Raw genomic sequence first — 15,841 nt, forward strand, 5'->3', positions numbered from 1 at the left:
GCTTTTTTGTGTCTGAACGATAACTACCGGTCGGTGGTTCGGCTCATTCTAATTTGGGCCTCCGGGCACCACATACAATCCTTAACCGAAGGGATAAACGAAAAGCCTGCTAGCGATAGCGGGCTTTTTTGTGCCTGAACGATAACTACCGGTCGGTGGTTCGGCTCATTCTAATTTGGGCCTCCGGGCACCACATACAATCCTAAACCGAAGGGATTAACGAAAAGCCTGCTAGCGATAGCGGGCTTTTTTGTGTCTGAACAATAACTACCGGTCGGTGGTTCGGCTTTTCTTCGTTGCTCTCTTATCTGCCGCCGATCAAGATTCCACAAAGCCCTGTAGCCAGGCGATGGCATCTTCGCGGTTATCGAAACACTTATTGGTTAACCCACCTTCGGTGTAAACCCGGGAAAAGGCCTCACCCGTGAGCAATGACGACGTACATTGTTGAAGATTCAACGCAATCGCCTTGGCATTGCCCTGTTTTACAAATTCCAGGTGGTAATCCAACACATCGGGAGAGGCCAGCGATACGCCGACAAAATCGATCAATATGGCGTAATTGTCTATATCCAGTTCGCTTTCAATCAGCGCACGCAACCGCTTCTGCATGCTCTGGAAAAACTCAAGATTCCAGGGGCCGGCAGCATAGATACTGACAATATTGCCGCTAATGGAAAAACGACAATTACCGTGAGCTGTAAAACGTGATGCCAAAGTAGCCTCTGCTGTAGATGAATATATGGTTAACCGTGCCGCACACCGAGTAGAAAATCCAGCTCTCCGCTTATACCCAGTACGTCTTAGCGGTATAGGTAATTAACAGCTTTTAATCTTAACGCCGCCGACAAGCGTTGATCCACATCTATATACCCCGTTTGGCTGCGGAGTAGGCTTGCGTCCTTCCTTTTCCTTTAGCCTTCGCATTTTTAGGGAATCAGTCAATCACCTCTCATGACCGCTTTTCGTTATATCGCCATCGCCCTGGTGGGCCTTTGCCAATGGGCATCCGCCGCCAGCTCTGACGTTGAATTGATCTTTGCTTACGGAGCCTTCGACGGCCCTCCCCACGCCCTGCTCAACCCCAAACCACCTCGACAGCTCACCGGCGGCGTTATGTATGACCTGGGTTTGGAAATCGGCAAGCGACTGAATACCCGGGTCCGGTTTATCAAGGCTCCCCGTGCCCGCCTGGTCGATTGGTTGATCAAAGGCAAGGTACACGCCCAGTGTGAATTAAATCCCGCCTGGATTCAGGATGATGACGAGCTTTTCTGGTCATCTAACCTGTTCGATTCCGTTGACCGTTTTTACAGCACTCCCGAGACAGCTAAGCGCATTAAGGAGCACAGCGACTTGAAAGGTTTGCGTGTGGGCGGGCTGAAAGATTATTCCTACTCACCCCGCTTGACCCACCTTGTGATGACCGGGGAGGTGATGCGAGTGGATGCGGCTTCGGCCCAGCAACTGTTCCAGATGCTGGAACGCAAGCGAATCGAAGTCGTCATCGTCGATGAAATCGTGGGCAACTATTTATCTTCCCTGTTTCCGGGCCGTTTCGTCCAGACTCAACTGGAGGATGCTCATGAAGGCCGTTATTGCGCCTTCTCCAAAAACGCCCCTGTACTCTTCGAGCAATTTAACGCCGCCGTCCAGTCCCTAATCGATGACGGTACAATCCGCGACATTCTGCGAAAGTATCTATAATCTTACCGGGCATCATGTATTGCCCAGGCCAACCAACGGCTTAGCATTTTAAATGCCGCGGGATACCTTTCAGCAAGCCTATCCAGCCTTTTAGAACAGGGTTCTTGAGGTTTCTATGTATAGGTGAACATCGGGCGACCACGACGATGGAACGACGTGTTTTTGGGTTCTTTTTCCTGATCTTGCTGATCTTCAGCCTGGTTTCTTATCTGGTCATGCAAAGCACTCTGGACAAGCTAAGCATCGAGCGGCAAAACCAGCAACTAGAGCAATATCGAGTCATTCGTCATCACTTACAAACCTCTTACCGCCTGCTCGATGAACTGCTGAGAAACCGGTCTGTAACCTACAAAGCCTTGCATCAAGACGCCACCCGATGGCTGGCCCGCCGCACCTCCGGGACCAGTCTATCTGAACTACAGCAACAGTTAATATCTGAAGCAGGGTTTCCCGTCGATATCTTTGTTATCTCTGATGACCTGATCATCACGGAATCAACGTTTCCTCCAGATCAGGGGCTCGACTTCAGGCTACCGGCCTTCATCCATGTACAGAACTATTTACGTGCAGCTCTGGAGCGCCAAGAGACTCTGGTCAGCATACCGACTCTGGAACTAACCTCAGGCCAATACAAACTCTACACCTACTCGCCACTTCCTTCTGGCGGTTACCTGGAGCTAGGGTTTGTCGACCCCGAGGTCAATGCGTATTTTCAATCCTACATCGAGCAGAGCCGATCCCATCAGGGGGTTGATATAAAACTGTTTATCGACATCTGGGATTCCACGCTGATGCAACTGGGCTTGCCACCACAACCGGATGGGGTTGATAAAACAGAACTGATTCAGCAGCAAGAGCAAGTCATGCGTGCTGAGCGAAGACACTTCCAGAACATGGTTCCCGGGCAAGTGACAACGGCCCATAATTCTGAGGGCTACCGGGCACAGGTGTACGATGTCTTATTGTCGCTAGAGCCATTCCCCGATGTCACCATGCGCATATTGAGTAAGGTCACTTTTACTGATAGTGAGTTTGTTCAACTGCAACAGCGCGTGCGTAACTTCTCACTCATAATGCTGGGATTAGCGGTACTGGTACTATTCGGCCTGATGTTTCTGGTACGGTTTCATCTGGTACGTCCCATCACCAGCCTCGTCAATGCCATACGCAACGCTCAGGAGATCGACATTGCTCACAGCAGTTCAATCCCCGAACTAAAATTTCTAGCCTCAAACTACAATCAAATGCTGGAAAAAAATCGGGCTCAGCTCATCAAGCTGGAAAGCCTTAGTCTTCGCGACCCTTTGACGGATCTCTATAATCGCCGGCATTTGGAATCTGTCATGCATTCCGAATTAGCGAGAGCGAAGCGCCATAACACGGTGGTCGCCTTCGCCATGCTCGATGTCGATTGCTTCAAATCTTACAATGATATTTACGGCCATCAGGATGGTGACCTTGTTCTCAGGCGGCTCGCCAAATTGATGCAAAATTATTTCCGACGCGCCGGAGATTTCGTCTTTCGATACGGCGGCGAAGAGTTTGCGTTACTGGTAACCGATACCCCGGACCCGCAAATGATTGCGCGCTTTGAAGAGCTACGCGTATTGATTGACCAGGCACAATTGCCTCACGAAGGTAGCAATGTAGTAGATCACATCACTGTTTCGATCGGCATTTGCCTGACCGATGATCCCTCTCTTTACAATCCCGACCAATTGATTTTTCGGGCCGACCAGGCACTCTACGAAGCCAAAAGAGCGGGGCGTAATCGGGTCATGTTTTCGGCCCTCGACAAGCCATAACGCAGCCCGCCGCCCACACCCGATCAACCAGCCTGAGCCACGCTCATATTGAGGGCGGCCCAATGGCATCGTGCCAACTTATTTAAACAGACCTTTTAATTGATCCAGCTGACCTTTCTGCTTTTCGTTCAAGTTCTCATCCAGCTTCTCCTCCAGCGCTTTCGTCGCCTTCTCTTTAGCCAGGCCTTCAAGATGCTTAACCACATTGTCAGTGGCCTGGGCCAGGATCGGATCCAACAATGCCTGGGTCAATTGCTCTGGCGTCAAACCGGTCTTGCGATCGCCAATATTGTTCAGTTTGATGTCAGCCATAGAGAGAGAATGCTCACCCAATTGTTCGGTCATCAGCGTGATACCGCTGTTGGTGAAACTGAACTTCTCAATCATCAAACGAACCTCTTTTTCGGCACCAGAGGATTCAGTTTCGGATGATGATGAGGCAGAATCCTGTGCCGATTTTTTACCACCGCCAGCTTTTTTGACGTGGTTCAGAATGTCCTGAATATTGTTGTGGGTGAGGTCTTTCTGCTCGGCAATTAACTTCGCACCATCAACCAATACCTCATTAATCACGATGACATCACCAGCTAAGGAGGCAGGTTCTACCTGTAACGCCACCTGCCCCATGGAAAAGGCGTAATCACTCTGGTAACCCGCCGGATTATCAATCTGCAGACCAAACAGGTCGCCACGGCCTTCGGTCAAGGATAACTCGACCTTGTTAAGCACTACGGGCGTTCCGGTGACTTTGGGCCCAGCCGTTTCCACGGCCACCTTGATGATCTCATTAATATTTTGTAGCCCCAGAAAAGCCACCAATGCAATAACGGCGATCATCGCTACCACAACACCCAGCGCAATTTTGACCAGTTTCATAAGTTCCTCGTTTAAGCAAAGCTATCCATAAATAGAAAATCATGGCCGCTGAACGACTCGTTCATAGCGATCATTCAGTGCGTGCCAACCAGAGCTTTTATATCAGATGGCGCACAACGCATGCTGTGAACCAGTCACCCGGATTCTCTCGATATCGCAGGCGACTGATTACAGTCACGGCTACGCAGCCGGAGATCTCACCTTATACAACGTAGAATAGAATACAGGCACCATCACCATGGTCAGAATCGTGCCGAACAACAGACCAAACATGATGGTTAATGCCATCGAGATCCAGAAGGCATCCTGAATCAAAGGTATTACTCCCAGAATGGTGGTTGCCGCCCCCAGAATCACGGGTCGCAAACGGGATATACCCGCGCTCAGGATACTGTCGTAACGGGACAAGCCCGTTGCCATGTTGACATCAATCTCATCGAGCAGAACGATCGAATTTTTGATCATCAAGCCGACCAGACTCATGGCACCCAGCATGGCCATAAAGCCGAAAGGTATCTGTGTCGGTCCTAGAATCGCGGTGATCCCTATAAGCGCAAAGGGCACGGTTAATAGCATCACTAACAGGGGGCGTACGGCATTGAACAGCGCCACGATGATCAGCACCATAATCACCGATCCGGGCACCATGCCGGGCAGGAGTGACAGCTGAGCCCGCAGAGTACTGTCGTATTCACCATCCCAGAAAAGGTCAAACCCGGGAGGCAGCTCCATCGCTTCGAACTCTTCGATCACACTGCTGCGCAAGGTTGGTAAGGTGACATCGACGGGTGACGCCTGAACCGCAACCTGACGGCGCCGATTAAAGCGCGTGATGATCGGATCTTCCCACTCCATGCGAATGTCATCGGCCAATTGACCTAATGGTGTCGTTCTCACATTCAGCGGCGCCTGAACCTGCACGGACTCAAGATTACCCGCCACCGTTTGGCGAGATTCCTCTTCGTTTCTGGTCATAATCGGGATCAAGGTATCACCATCCCGGAAAATGCCGACCGGAGCGCCGTCATAGGCACGACTGGTTGCTCGAGCCACATCACCACGAGTAGTGGTCGACCATCGTCCCCGGGTCTGGCTGTAGTCGACCACCACTTTCTGTACCCGCTGTCGCATATCGATGCGCACATTTTTTGCCAGCGGACTCTCATGCAAGATCGACATCCCCTCTTCACCCAACCGCCTCAATTCTCCCAGGTCGGCTTCGGCAGGCCCTGCAATACGCAGCTCAAACGGCCAGGTATCTCCCGGCCCTACCGTGTATTTTCGAACACGAATCATAGCCTGGGGATACTCTGCCTGAAGCGTAGCCCGTAACTCATCCACCAAAGGATCAACTTCGGCAAAGGAAGGGGTATTAACAATCAACTGACCAAACTCCGGGTAGGGGAACTCGGGGTCAACAGGCAAATAAAACCTGGGGCCCCCGGCGCCGACAAAGGTGCCCACACTTTTCACCCGGGGATCTTCAATAAGACGCGTCTCTATGGCCCGCAAATCTTCCGACACCGCCTCAATCGGCGTTCCCATAGGCGCCCAGTAGTCGACCATAAACTGGGCTCGCGTCGAGTCCGGGAAAAATTGCTGCGGAACATAGCGTACGAAGCCATAACCGGCGGCAATCAACAAAACGGTCATCAGGCCGATGGTGCGATAACGGTGCCGTATTGCACTTTCCAAAATCGCCTTATAACGATGGAAAAAGCCCGTATCGTAAGGATCTGAGGTTTGCTCAGTATCTGATGGTGGCTTTAATAACGCCATGCAATTCAATGGTGTCACCGTCATAGAGATCAGCCAGCTCCAGAGCAGGGAAATACCCACCACAATAAACAACGTTTGTCCGTATTCCCCGGCATCCGCCTGAGCCGAGTAGACCGGATAGAACGCCATAATGGCGACGATGGTGGCCCCCAGTAACGCGATACTGGGGCCCTTCGCGCTGTCAATTGCAGCATCCACCGGCTTCATTCCTTTCGCCAGCCGCACCGAATAGTTATCGGCCACCACGATCGCGTTATCAACCATCATGCCCAGTGCGACCACCAGTGCACCCAGTGACACCCGTTGCAGATCGATGCCCAACAACTTCATCACGATAAAGGTGCCCAGAATCGTCACAATCAGAGCCCAACCAATCACCAGCCCCATGCGCCAACCCATCGCCAGGGTTAACACCACCAGCACGATCAATACGGCTTCAGCCAGGTTGATGACAAAGCCGTCGATCGATTCCTTGACCAGGTCCGACTGCCAGACAAACTTCTCGACGTTGATGCCGGCGGGCAGGTTCTCCAGCACCTCTTCCAGGCGCTTGTCCAATGCGGCACCGGTATCGAGCAAATTACCGCCGGTGACATTGGCCAACTGAACCGCCAATGCCGGTTCACCCTGAAATCGCATCTGCATGATGGGTGGATCCAGATAATCCAGACGCACGGTCGCCACATCCCGTATACGGATCAACTCATTGCTTCGATTGGATGCACTGCCCGATTGCAGGGTTCCCAGAGCGCCGGTGTCAGCCCGGGTCTTGCCGCCTCTTTCCAATTCATTGGCCACACTATCAACGATGTCACCGAAGCTGCGCCGAATCACCAGATTGCCAATATCTTCCGGGGTTGAAAACTCTCCCGTGGTTTCGATCCGCAAGCGCTTGCCCGGCACCTCAACATGGCCGCTGTTCACCACCATATTCTGCAAAGTGAGTGTCGCCAACACATCCTCTTTGGTAATCCTGAGTGCCGCCAGCTGGGTATCGGAGATATCAAGATACACCACCTTGGGTTGCACTCCCCACAGGTCCACCCGCGAGACCCCAGGCACCAGACTCATCTCTTTTTTGATGGTTTTAACGTACTCTTCCAGCTCACCGTAACTGTAACCGTCGCCGGTAACCGCCAGTACAAAGCCGAACACAAAACTGAAATCATCCACAATCTCCGGGTGGCTGACGCCTGGCGGCATATGGGGCATGACATCGCGAATTTTCTTGCGCATCTCGTCCCAGACCTGGGGCAAGGTGTCGGCCCAGTATTTCTGTTTCATATCGACTTTAATGATCGATAGCCCCGCACGGGAGATGGAATAGGTGGTATCCAGCTGCGGCATCTCCTGCAAGGCCGCCTCGATACGATCGGTCACTTCAAGCTCGACTTCCTCGGCCGAAGCCCCGGGATACTGGGTAATGATGACCCCGATTTTCACCGTAAAGTCCGGGTCCTCCAAACGGCCCAACCCCATAAAACTGAAGATGCCGCCAACCACCAGCAAAAACACCACAAACTGGGTAAAGACCTTTTTCTCCAGCGCCAGTTGGGTCAAATTCATGAGGAGGGCCCTTTACCGGAAAAATCAGAAATCCGCACCTGCTGGCCTTCACGCACCGAGTGAACACCCCGCACCACAACCCATTCACCCGCCGTGATACCGGATTTGACCAACACGCCCTTGGCACTCAAACGGCCCAAAGTCACTTCCCGACGGCTCAGTTTTTTGGTGCTCTCATCGATCACCCAGACATAGGACTTCGGCGTATTATCGGTTGAAAAAACGGCGGTGGCCGGCACTTCCAGACCAATTTGCTGCGAGCTTTCGGGCAAGCGCGCGGCAACCACGGCAGAGCCCGCCATACCGGGTAATATTTCAACGCCCTCCGGTTGTGCCATAACCAACGTCACCGGGTAAGTACGAGTCGCCGCCGAAGCTTCCCTGCCGACTTCTTTGATGGTGGCCGGGACTTCAACCCCGGACAGGGCGTCAAAGCTGACCATGATGCTTTCAACATAGGGCACATAACCGATCAGGGTTTCCGGGACAAAAATAACAAATTCGATGCTGGACGGATCCAGCACTCGCAGAATGGGTTGCTTGGCAATAACGGTTTCAAAATTCTCCACGTAGGTCGCAACCACTTCTCCGGAAAACGGCGCCTGCAAGGAGGTATAGTTGAGACGATCCTCGGCCGTGCGCAGGGCACTGGTCAATGAATTGACCGTCGCTCGAGAGGAATCCCGCGCTGCTTTGGCCCGGTCCACAGCGGTTTCACTGGTGGCGCCGGGGTCTTCTTTGTACACATTGAGTATTCTTCGGTAGTCGGCTTCGGCTCGTTCGGCCGCCGCCCTGGCCCGCTCCAACTGTCCGCTTGCGGTGCCCACCGCATTGATATAATCCTGGGGATCAATATTGGCCACAATCTGACCCGCAGTGACCTGATCCCCCACCGCAACCGGTAGATCGATCATCGGTCCTGAGACTCGAAACGACAGATTCACTTCCTGACCGGCTTCCGCCCGGCCGGGAAATGGCGACTGGGCCAACGCCGCCGCGTCTGCCACCTTGATCGCCGGCACCAGACTCAAGGGTTTTTCTTTTGGCGCTTCGCTACAACCGCTGATCGACAATAGCGCAATCAATATGGACAGCTGTCCCAGCACAGGAAGTCGTTCCGTCCATTTCATCATTGCCTTCATGCTTCTTGCCCCTTTGTTTTCATAGTCGATACTCCACACCCTTTACCGGGAAAATTTACCCGCCGCCAATGGATTAAAAATCCGGTGCTCGCCAGGCACCTCGCTTTTCCTCGGCCACGGGTTCTGTGTTTCCGGTTTCCAAGAGCCCACCCCAATTGGTGCGGTCTTTCATCTGGGTTTTGATGGTTTCAGGAATCAGGTCATTCCCCTCACGCATCTGCCAGCCGCCCCCCAGCGCCTTGTAAGTGGCGATCAGGTTGCGCGCCACTTCACCGCGCGAGGCGGTAAATTGATCTTCGTTGAGTAACAAAAACTGCTGGGCATCCAGCACCAGGGTATAGCTGATAATGCCATCACGATACTGCGTTTGTGCCAACTCGACGGCCCGGCGTGAAGCCGCGACGCTATCCGCCAACGTTAGCACCCGCTCTTTAGAGCGCAAAAAGCTGGTTAAGCTGGATTCCACTTCTCGGGCGGCATTGAGCACGGTGTTTTGATAGGCCAATGCCGCCTGTTGATAGCGGGCATCCTCAGCCCTAACCTGGTTACGGATGCGACCGTAATTTAACAACTTCCAACTGAAACCAAAGGCACCCAGGTTGAAATCACTGCCGGAATCAAACAGGTCACCCGAGCTACCGGCGGCATAGCCCACGGTACCGATCAAACGAAAAGATGGGTAAAGCTCAGCTTCCACGGCACCGATGCGCGCACTCTGTGCGGCGGCCAGAGCTTCCGCCCGGCGGATATCGGGTCGACGTCGCAGCAGATCGGCGGGGATACCCACCGCAATCGCTTGCGGGGAATCAGGAATATCACCACGACCGCCAACGATCGATTGCAGGTCGCTGGGTGGCAACCCCAGCAGCAGACTCAGCGCCAGGCGCGTCTGTCGAATGCCGCTTTTTAATGGTGGAATGGTTGATTTGGTATTGCCCAACAGCGCGCGTGCCAGTTGTACATCGAGCTCGGTCACCAGGCCATTACGAAAACGAACATCGGTTATCTCCAGGCTGCGTTGCTGAATCGCAACATTTTTTTCAGCAAAATTCAGCCGCTCTTCGAGGGTCCGTAACAAAATATAGGAGGTGGCCACCTCACCGGTCAGGGTCACCAGGAACTCGTCGTAATCGGCCACGCTGGCGGCCAGGCCGGCATCCGCAGACTCTACGCCGCGCCGGAAACGGCCCCAAAAATCCAATTCCCAGGCCGCATCCAGACTGGTGCCATAGCGCTTGTAGCTGGTGTCGACCAGATCACCTACTCCGGGCGGCAGGCTGGTCACAGGGTCGGCATTTTCGCTGATCTTGATGGTGCTGGCCGAGCCGTTGACACCCTGGCTCTGAGGATAGAGCAACCCGGTAGCGATCCCCAATAAAGCGCGGGCCTCATAAACGCGCAGCCCGGCGACTTGCAAACTCAGGTTCTGTGAATAGGCACGTTGCACCAGATCATCGAGCACCGGGTCGTTGAAGCTTTTCCACCACTGCCGATGTTCTGCCGCGGCGCTATCGACCGAAGCGTCCCTGGCAGCTTGCCACTGGTTAAGCACATCCGCTTCCGGTTTTTTATAGTCCGGTCCCACTGCCGCGCAAGACGCGAGCAATATTGCGCAAACGATTACCGCCATTAACCGTACCGCCATTAACCGTACCGCCATTTCGGTCCTCCCGACCTCGTAGCATTAGAATTATTGCTACAGCTTAGCATTAAACGCTGTCAGCTAAAGCGTTTTCCAATCAGAGAAGGTGACCCGAGCACCACCTCCCACAGCAGCGATTCCACGTCTTTTCTGCTCACTTTAGCGGACAGGTTTGCTCGCTTCAGAATTGACACGAGATTAGCGGTAATCCACACCTGAAAACCCAATGGAGATCATTATCAGATCATAAAACTTATCGTTTATCGATAAATAGTTATTGATTATGGATATTTTAATCCATTAGGATAGGAGCCGAATGGTTCTTTTAGCAGGAATGTAACATGCACCCCGAACAATCCATCTGCGCCCTGGGCTATCGTCTTCGCCTCGGGCTCTGGGCAACCTTGTTGCTCGCTATCATCTGTCTGTTTGGGCTTCCCACCCTGATCGGGCTCGAACTCGAGATCATCAACAACAATGTCTGGTTGAATGCCTTCTACACCCTGCTCGATCACTTTTCCATGACAGAGGAATTCATCGAAGTCGAATGGGAAGATGACGACATGATAGTGTTGGAACCGAAGCATCTGATTCTGCTCACCGGCATTTTCATCACCTCATCCGCATTCTTACTGGCGATTTTCTGGCAGGTCGATCGTCTCTTTGCCCTGTACCAGCACGGCCAGCTTTTTACCCTGCGCAACGTGCACCATTTCAGAATGATCGGCTACCTGTTGATTGCCCTGTTCTTTTTTGAAGGGCTGGCCGACAACGCCATTAACTATTTCTTGCACCCCGAAGACTGGCTACTGGATCTTCCGGAAGAGGAAATTGAAGAGGCCCGCGACTGGAGCCCCCTGCTGTATATCTCCCTCAACCTGTCTTCGTTACTGTCCGGTCTCTTTATGGTGCTGGTTGCTCGTGTGATGGCCCTGGGGGTAACCCTGAAAGAAGACGTCGACGGCACCATCTGAGGAAACAGAAATGGCGATTGTGGTGAATCTGGATGTGATGCTGGCCAAGCGTAAAATGCGCTTGAATGAACTCTCGGAAGCGGTTGGCATTTCGATACAAAATTTATCGATTTTGAAAAACAGTCGCGCCAAGGCGATTCGTTTTTCAAGCCTGGATGCAATTTGTCGAGTGCTGGATTGCCAGCCCGGCGATTTGCTGGAGTACCAACCCGAACAGGATGCCCCCTGAACGGGTTGGAGTGCATATACGTTGAACCAACATAGATACATTAAGGATACTAACATGAGAAATTCGATTGGCTCAAAGCTTCTCCTGGCCTTGAGCGCAACCCTGCTAATGTTCAGCAGCCTCACCCGGGCTGACTCGCAACACTGTGACAATATCGATCTGATCGAAGAGGTCGAATGGCTAAGCAGCGACCCTTTTATGGAGATCGACTACCCAGGCAGCATCGCCGCGCTACCCGCTCAATACCAGACGGAGGCGAACAAGCTTATGCAAACACTGATCAAGCTTGAAGACTCCCTTGGCGATGAACTCTCCCTGGAAGACGAGGTGCGCCTGGAAGTCCTGGAGCGCCGTCTCGATGAGATGTTTTACAACGCCAAAGTCGACTACGTCGAGATTGATCTGTTAGCTGCATTGTCAGATGCCGATCAACTTAAGGCGTTTAAGCTGTGGCGAGAGATCGGCCGCCTGGAAACGACCGATGAAACATTGCTGGAAAGCAAGTTGACCGAGCTCGACAATCTACTTTACAGGAATCAAGAAGCCTAAAGGGATGCGGAATAATCGGCGCACGAAGCATGCCTGTTATTCCGCAGCTAACCCGCACTCTTTTTTCGCTGATAGAAGCATTTATGAAGTGCCATCAACAACCATCAAGCTTCCAACACCTCACAGACCATAACAATCATAAAATCGTTGTGCACCTGTTGCGCTAAAACGAATCACTCTTGATGTCATATCTCGCTGCGCCCAACCCTTGGCCAACAGATCGTTCAGCACCCATTTGCCCAGGGCTCCCGCCAGATGATGACGTCGCTCGCTCCAGTCAAGGCAAGCTTTACATAATGGGCGTTTCCGCTGTTTTATCTCATCAAAATTTGCTCCAAGCCCCAGAAAAAAGCGATCGCCCTGAGCGGTCATCGCTGGAAACTCTTTGTCACCATCCAGATAAGCCTGCTCAATCAGCGAATCATAGAGTTTGACTGCTAATTCACCTGCCAGGTGATCATAACAAATTCGAGCCTTTCTCATTTCAGGGTCTTTCGGACCCGTCGCCACCGACAAGGGCTGGCGCTGCGAAGAGATATTCAGCAGACCCTCCAGTATGCCGGCCACTTCGGCACCATGGAGCTGAAAATATTTATGGCGGCCCTGCTTTCTTACCACCAGCAGTTGCTTGTCCACCAGCTTGGCCAAATGCACCGTTGCCGTTTGCGGCATGATCTCTGCCACCACAGCCAACTCGGTTGCTGTCAGCGCCTTACCCGCCATCAAAGCCATCAGCATTCGTGAGCGGGCGGGGTCACCCATCAAGGCGGCGATCTGGGAAATATCAGGCTCCATGGTGCTCAAATCCTTCTGCGTTATTAATAGTTCGTTCGACAGCGAAGCATGGGGGCAACCAATCAACCACAATCGCCACCCTAGACCCCTTATTAAAAACAAGATGGAGGCAACATACCATGTCCGTAACCTGCTTTATTCAGTACAAAATCGACCCATTCAAGCGCGACGAGTTTGAACGCTATGCAGAACACTGGGGATCGATTATTCCGGCCTGCGGCGGTCAGTTACTGGGTTATTTTATGCCCCACGAAGGCACCAACAACGTGGCCTATGGACTGATCAGTTTCGATGATCTGGCGGCTTACGAGCGTTACAGGAAGCGACTCAAGGAGGATCCTGCCGGCAATGACAATTTTCGCTTTGCCCAGCAGGAACAATTTATTCTGGAAGAAACCCGCACCTTTCTGCGTGCCGTTCCTGCAACATTCCTCCAACGCCCAATCTCACCCAGGGACTGAACCATGATCGCCGTGATCTTCGAACTGGAACCCAAAGCACAACATACCGACCAGTACTTTGAACTGGCCGGTGATTTAAAGCCTCTGCTGGAACAGATTGACGGCTTTATCTCTATTGAGCGCTTTCAAAGTCTAAACCATTCGGGACGTTACCTGTCGCTCTCCTTTTGGGAAAATGAAGAAGCCGTTAGCCAATGGCGCAATCAACTAACACACCGGCAGGCGCAACAGGCCGGCCGAGATTACATTTTCAAGGATTACCGCTTACGTGTGGCCGAGGTCCTTCGGGATTATGGTCTGCACCAACGCGACCAGACGCCAGACGACAGCCGCCTGCTGCACGGTTAATCTGACGGGCATTGGCACAACCCCTGTGCAGGCTGCGGCCCACGGCATCGCTTAGCCGCCAGCCAGAGCCTGCTCAAGATCCCGATAGATATCCTCGGCCGCCTCCAGCCCCACAGAAAGACGAATCAAACCTTCCGAGATGCCATGTTGAGCCCGCTCCTCGGGTGTATAGGTGGAGTGGGTCATGCTTGCCGGATGCTGACACAGGGTTTCTGCATCACCCAGACTGACCGCACGCTTGATCATTTTCAGCCGGTTCATAAAGACTCCGCCCGCTGCCAGCCCGCCCTTGAGCTCAAAGGCGATCATGCCACCGGGCAAACGCATCTGTTGCTGCGCCAGCGCGAAGAACGGGCTGCTGGGCAGACCAGGATAGTAAACACGCTCTATCTGTTGATGCTCGCTCAGCTGTTCGGCGAGCTGCATCGCACTGGCACTGTGCCGTTCCATACGCAGCTCCAGGGTTTTTAAGCCGCGCAGCACCAAGAAAGCGGTTAACGGGGCAATCACCGCTCCGGTCATATCCTTTAACCCAAACAGACGAATCTGCTGCAGGGTTTCTTCGTCCCCCACCACGGCCCCGGCAATCAGGTCGCCATGACCGCCCAGGTATTTGGTCGCCGAATGCACCACCAGATCGGCGCCCAACGTTAAGGGCTGCTGCAACACCGGAGTGCAATAGGTGTTATCAACCACCACTTTAATCGCGGGGTTGTAGTCGTGCACCCGCCGGCTCAGCGCGCTGATATCCATCAAACGCATCGTGGGGTTAACCGGAGTCTCAAAGTACACCACACGGGTTTTTGCACTCAGCGCACGTTCCAGCGCCTCCAGATCGGTGCAGTCAACAAAATCGACCTCCACACCAAACTTTCGCAAGCCATGCTGGATATAACCGAAGCTGCACCCATACAGGGTTTTGTCGGCAATAATCTGGTCGCCCGGAGCCAGCAGACTCCACAATGTCGAAGTGATCGCCCCCATGCCTGATGCCGTGGCTAAAGCGGCCTGCCCCTCTTCCAGAGCCGCCAGACGGGCTTCCAGCAGTTCCTGGGTCGGGTTCGAGATACGGCTGTAAAAATGCCCCTCCTGCTCACCGGCAAAACGCGCAGCTCCCTGCTCCACGCTGTCAAAGGCAAAGGTCGAGGTCATATAAACCGGTGGGGTTAACGCACCACTACTGTCGAGAGATGAGGCCCCGGCATGAATCGCTCGGGTGGCAAAGGATTGGGTTTTCGCACCTGACACAGGCACCTCCATCAAGGATTTATTGTTGTATGAATCCCTCCTATTCTAAGACGGTCCTGAACGACAATCTCTTCATTTACAGGCACAGAAATCGTAGGATTTAGCACTCAAATCAATAAATATAAGAAAGGGTAGTGAATGATGCCAAACAAGCCATTTGATCGAATCGACCGCCAGATCCTTCATGAGATTCAGAAAAACGGCAACATCAGCAATCTGGAGCTGGCCGAAAGGGTGGGGCTGTCGCCTTCGCCCTGTTCCCGGCGAGTACGCCTACTGCAAGAGGCCGGCATTATCGATCGCCAGGTGACCCTGCTAGATCAGGAAGCGCTGGGCCTATCGCTGACCATCTACATCAACGTCAATCTGGGCAATCAGCTCAGTTCCCGGCTGGATAATTTTGAAGCCCGTATCGCCGAGTACGATGAAGTACTGGAATGCGCACTGGTCACCGGCAGCGATGCCGACTATTTCCTCAAGGTCGTGATGCCGGACATGGCCACCTACGAGCGCTTCCTGTTGAAAGAGCTGAATCAGATCGAGGGGGTTACCAGCATTCGCACCAGCTTCGTATTACGCCAGGTCCTCCAGCGCACCGAACTGCCGTTAAGCCATATTCACTAAATCGACAGGTCAGAATACTGCATGCCCAGAGGGTTCTTGCTCCAACGCTTTTACGTAATAAAACAGATAAATATCAATGATAGCCTTCCAAACCTG

Annotated in this window: 15 protein-coding genes; 8 read left to right on the forward strand and 7 right to left on the reverse strand. The window is 53.0% G+C overall.

The genetic code is table 11. The features are described 5' to 3' along the window. Positions 1-318: 318 nt before the first annotated feature. Positions 319-717 carry a hypothetical protein gene (locus MIB40_RS15340; RefSeq protein ID WP_249696049.1) on the reverse strand — a complete coding sequence of 133 codons (399 nt, stop codon included), beginning with the start codon at positions 715-717 and terminating at the stop codon, positions 319-321. Positions 718-954: 237 nt separating this feature from the next. Here MIB40_RS15340 and MIB40_RS15345 point away from each other — a divergent pair, with 237 nt between their 5' ends. Together MIB40_RS15345 and MIB40_RS15350 are read left to right on the forward strand one after the other, a co-directional pair. Further along, positions 955-1,707 (forward strand): substrate-binding periplasmic protein, encoded by a 753-nt coding sequence (locus MIB40_RS15345; protein ID WP_249696051.1) that lies wholly within the window; start codon positions 955-957, stop codon positions 1,705-1,707. 146 nt (positions 1,708-1,853) lie between these two features. Beyond that, on the forward strand, positions 1,854-3,512 hold the full coding sequence (locus MIB40_RS15350) for a GGDEF domain-containing protein (RefSeq protein WP_249696053.1): 1,659 nt from the start codon (positions 1,854-1,856) through the stop codon (positions 3,510-3,512). A gap of 78 nt (positions 3,513-3,590) precedes the next feature. Here the strand turns inward: MIB40_RS15350 and MIB40_RS15355 are convergent, their stop codons facing one another. The 4 genes from MIB40_RS15355 to MIB40_RS15370 all read right to left on the reverse strand — a co-directional run bounded on the left by MIB40_RS15355 (position 3,591) and on the right by MIB40_RS15370 (position 10,535). Further along, positions 3,591-4,388, reverse strand: a complete 798-nt coding sequence (locus MIB40_RS15355; RefSeq protein WP_249696055.1) for an AsmA family protein — start codon at positions 4,386-4,388, stop codon at positions 3,591-3,593. Positions 4,389-4,568: 180 nt separating this feature from the next. Beyond that, a complete protein-coding gene (locus MIB40_RS15360; RefSeq protein WP_249696057.1) occupies positions 4,569-7,733 on the reverse strand; it encodes an efflux RND transporter permease subunit in 3,165 nt (1,054 codons plus the stop codon). Continuing rightward, positions 7,730-8,875: an efflux RND transporter periplasmic adaptor subunit gene (locus MIB40_RS15365; protein WP_249696059.1), complete on the reverse strand. Its 1,146-nt coding sequence runs from the start codon at positions 8,873-8,875 to the stop codon at positions 7,730-7,732. Before MIB40_RS15365 ends, MIB40_RS15360 begins: the two co-directional genes overlap by 4 nt. 73 nt (positions 8,876-8,948) lie before the next feature. Then, complete coding sequence (locus MIB40_RS15370) at positions 8,949-10,535, reverse strand: efflux transporter outer membrane subunit (RefSeq protein ID WP_249696061.1); 1,587 nt, start codon at positions 10,533-10,535, stop codon at positions 8,949-8,951. A gap of 323 nt (positions 10,536-10,858) precedes the next feature. On the opposite strand from MIB40_RS15370, the gene MIB40_RS15375 reads away from it, so the two are divergent. From MIB40_RS15375 to MIB40_RS15385, 3 genes are read left to right on the forward strand one after another with little or no spacing between them, the layout of a single operon-like run. After that, positions 10,859-11,491, forward strand: coding sequence for a DUF2975 domain-containing protein (locus tag MIB40_RS15375; RefSeq protein ID WP_249696063.1), 633 nt, complete (start codon positions 10,859-10,861; stop codon positions 11,489-11,491). Between the two features lie 10 nt (positions 11,492-11,501). Beyond that, positions 11,502-11,720, forward strand: a complete 219-nt coding sequence (locus MIB40_RS15380; RefSeq protein WP_249696065.1) for a helix-turn-helix domain-containing protein — start codon at positions 11,502-11,504, stop codon at positions 11,718-11,720. Between the two features lie 54 nt (positions 11,721-11,774). Next, entirely contained in the window at positions 11,775-12,269 is a 495-nt protein-coding gene (locus tag MIB40_RS15385; RefSeq protein ID WP_249696066.1) for a hypothetical protein, read from the forward strand. Between the two features lie 120 nt (positions 12,270-12,389). Here MIB40_RS15385 and MIB40_RS15390 read toward each other — a convergent pair whose 3' ends face one another. Further along, complete coding sequence (locus MIB40_RS15390) at positions 12,390-13,064, reverse strand: ArsR/SmtB family transcription factor (RefSeq protein WP_249696069.1); 675 nt, start codon at positions 13,062-13,064, stop codon at positions 12,390-12,392. Between the two features lie 119 nt (positions 13,065-13,183). Here MIB40_RS15390 and MIB40_RS15395 point away from each other — a divergent pair, with 119 nt between their 5' ends. Both MIB40_RS15395 and MIB40_RS15400 read left to right on the forward strand, forming a co-directional pair. After that, positions 13,184-13,525, forward strand: coding sequence for an NIPSNAP family protein (locus MIB40_RS15395; RefSeq protein ID WP_249696071.1), 342 nt, complete (start codon positions 13,184-13,186; stop codon positions 13,523-13,525). Positions 13,526-13,528: 3 nt separating this feature from the next. After that, positions 13,529-13,873: an antibiotic biosynthesis monooxygenase family protein gene (locus tag MIB40_RS15400; RefSeq protein WP_249696074.1), complete on the forward strand. Its 345-nt coding sequence runs from the start codon at positions 13,529-13,531 to the stop codon at positions 13,871-13,873. A 51-nt stretch (positions 13,874-13,924) separates the two neighbouring features. On the opposite strand, the gene megL is transcribed toward MIB40_RS15400, so the two are convergent. Next, complete coding sequence (gene megL, locus MIB40_RS15405; RefSeq protein WP_249696076.1) at positions 13,925-15,121, reverse strand: methionine gamma-lyase; 1,197 nt, start codon at positions 15,119-15,121, stop codon at positions 13,925-13,927. 138 nt (positions 15,122-15,259) lie between these two features. Here megL and MIB40_RS15410 point away from each other — a divergent pair, with 138 nt between their 5' ends. Then, complete coding sequence (locus tag MIB40_RS15410) at positions 15,260-15,745, forward strand: Lrp/AsnC family transcriptional regulator (protein ID WP_454892286.1); 486 nt, start codon at positions 15,260-15,262, stop codon at positions 15,743-15,745. The last annotated feature ends 96 nt before the right edge of the window (positions 15,746-15,841 follow it).

The organism is Aestuariirhabdus haliotis, assembly GCF_023509475.1.
Lineage (GTDB): Bacteria > Pseudomonadota > Gammaproteobacteria > Pseudomonadales > Aestuariirhabdaceae > Aestuariirhabdus > Aestuariirhabdus haliotis.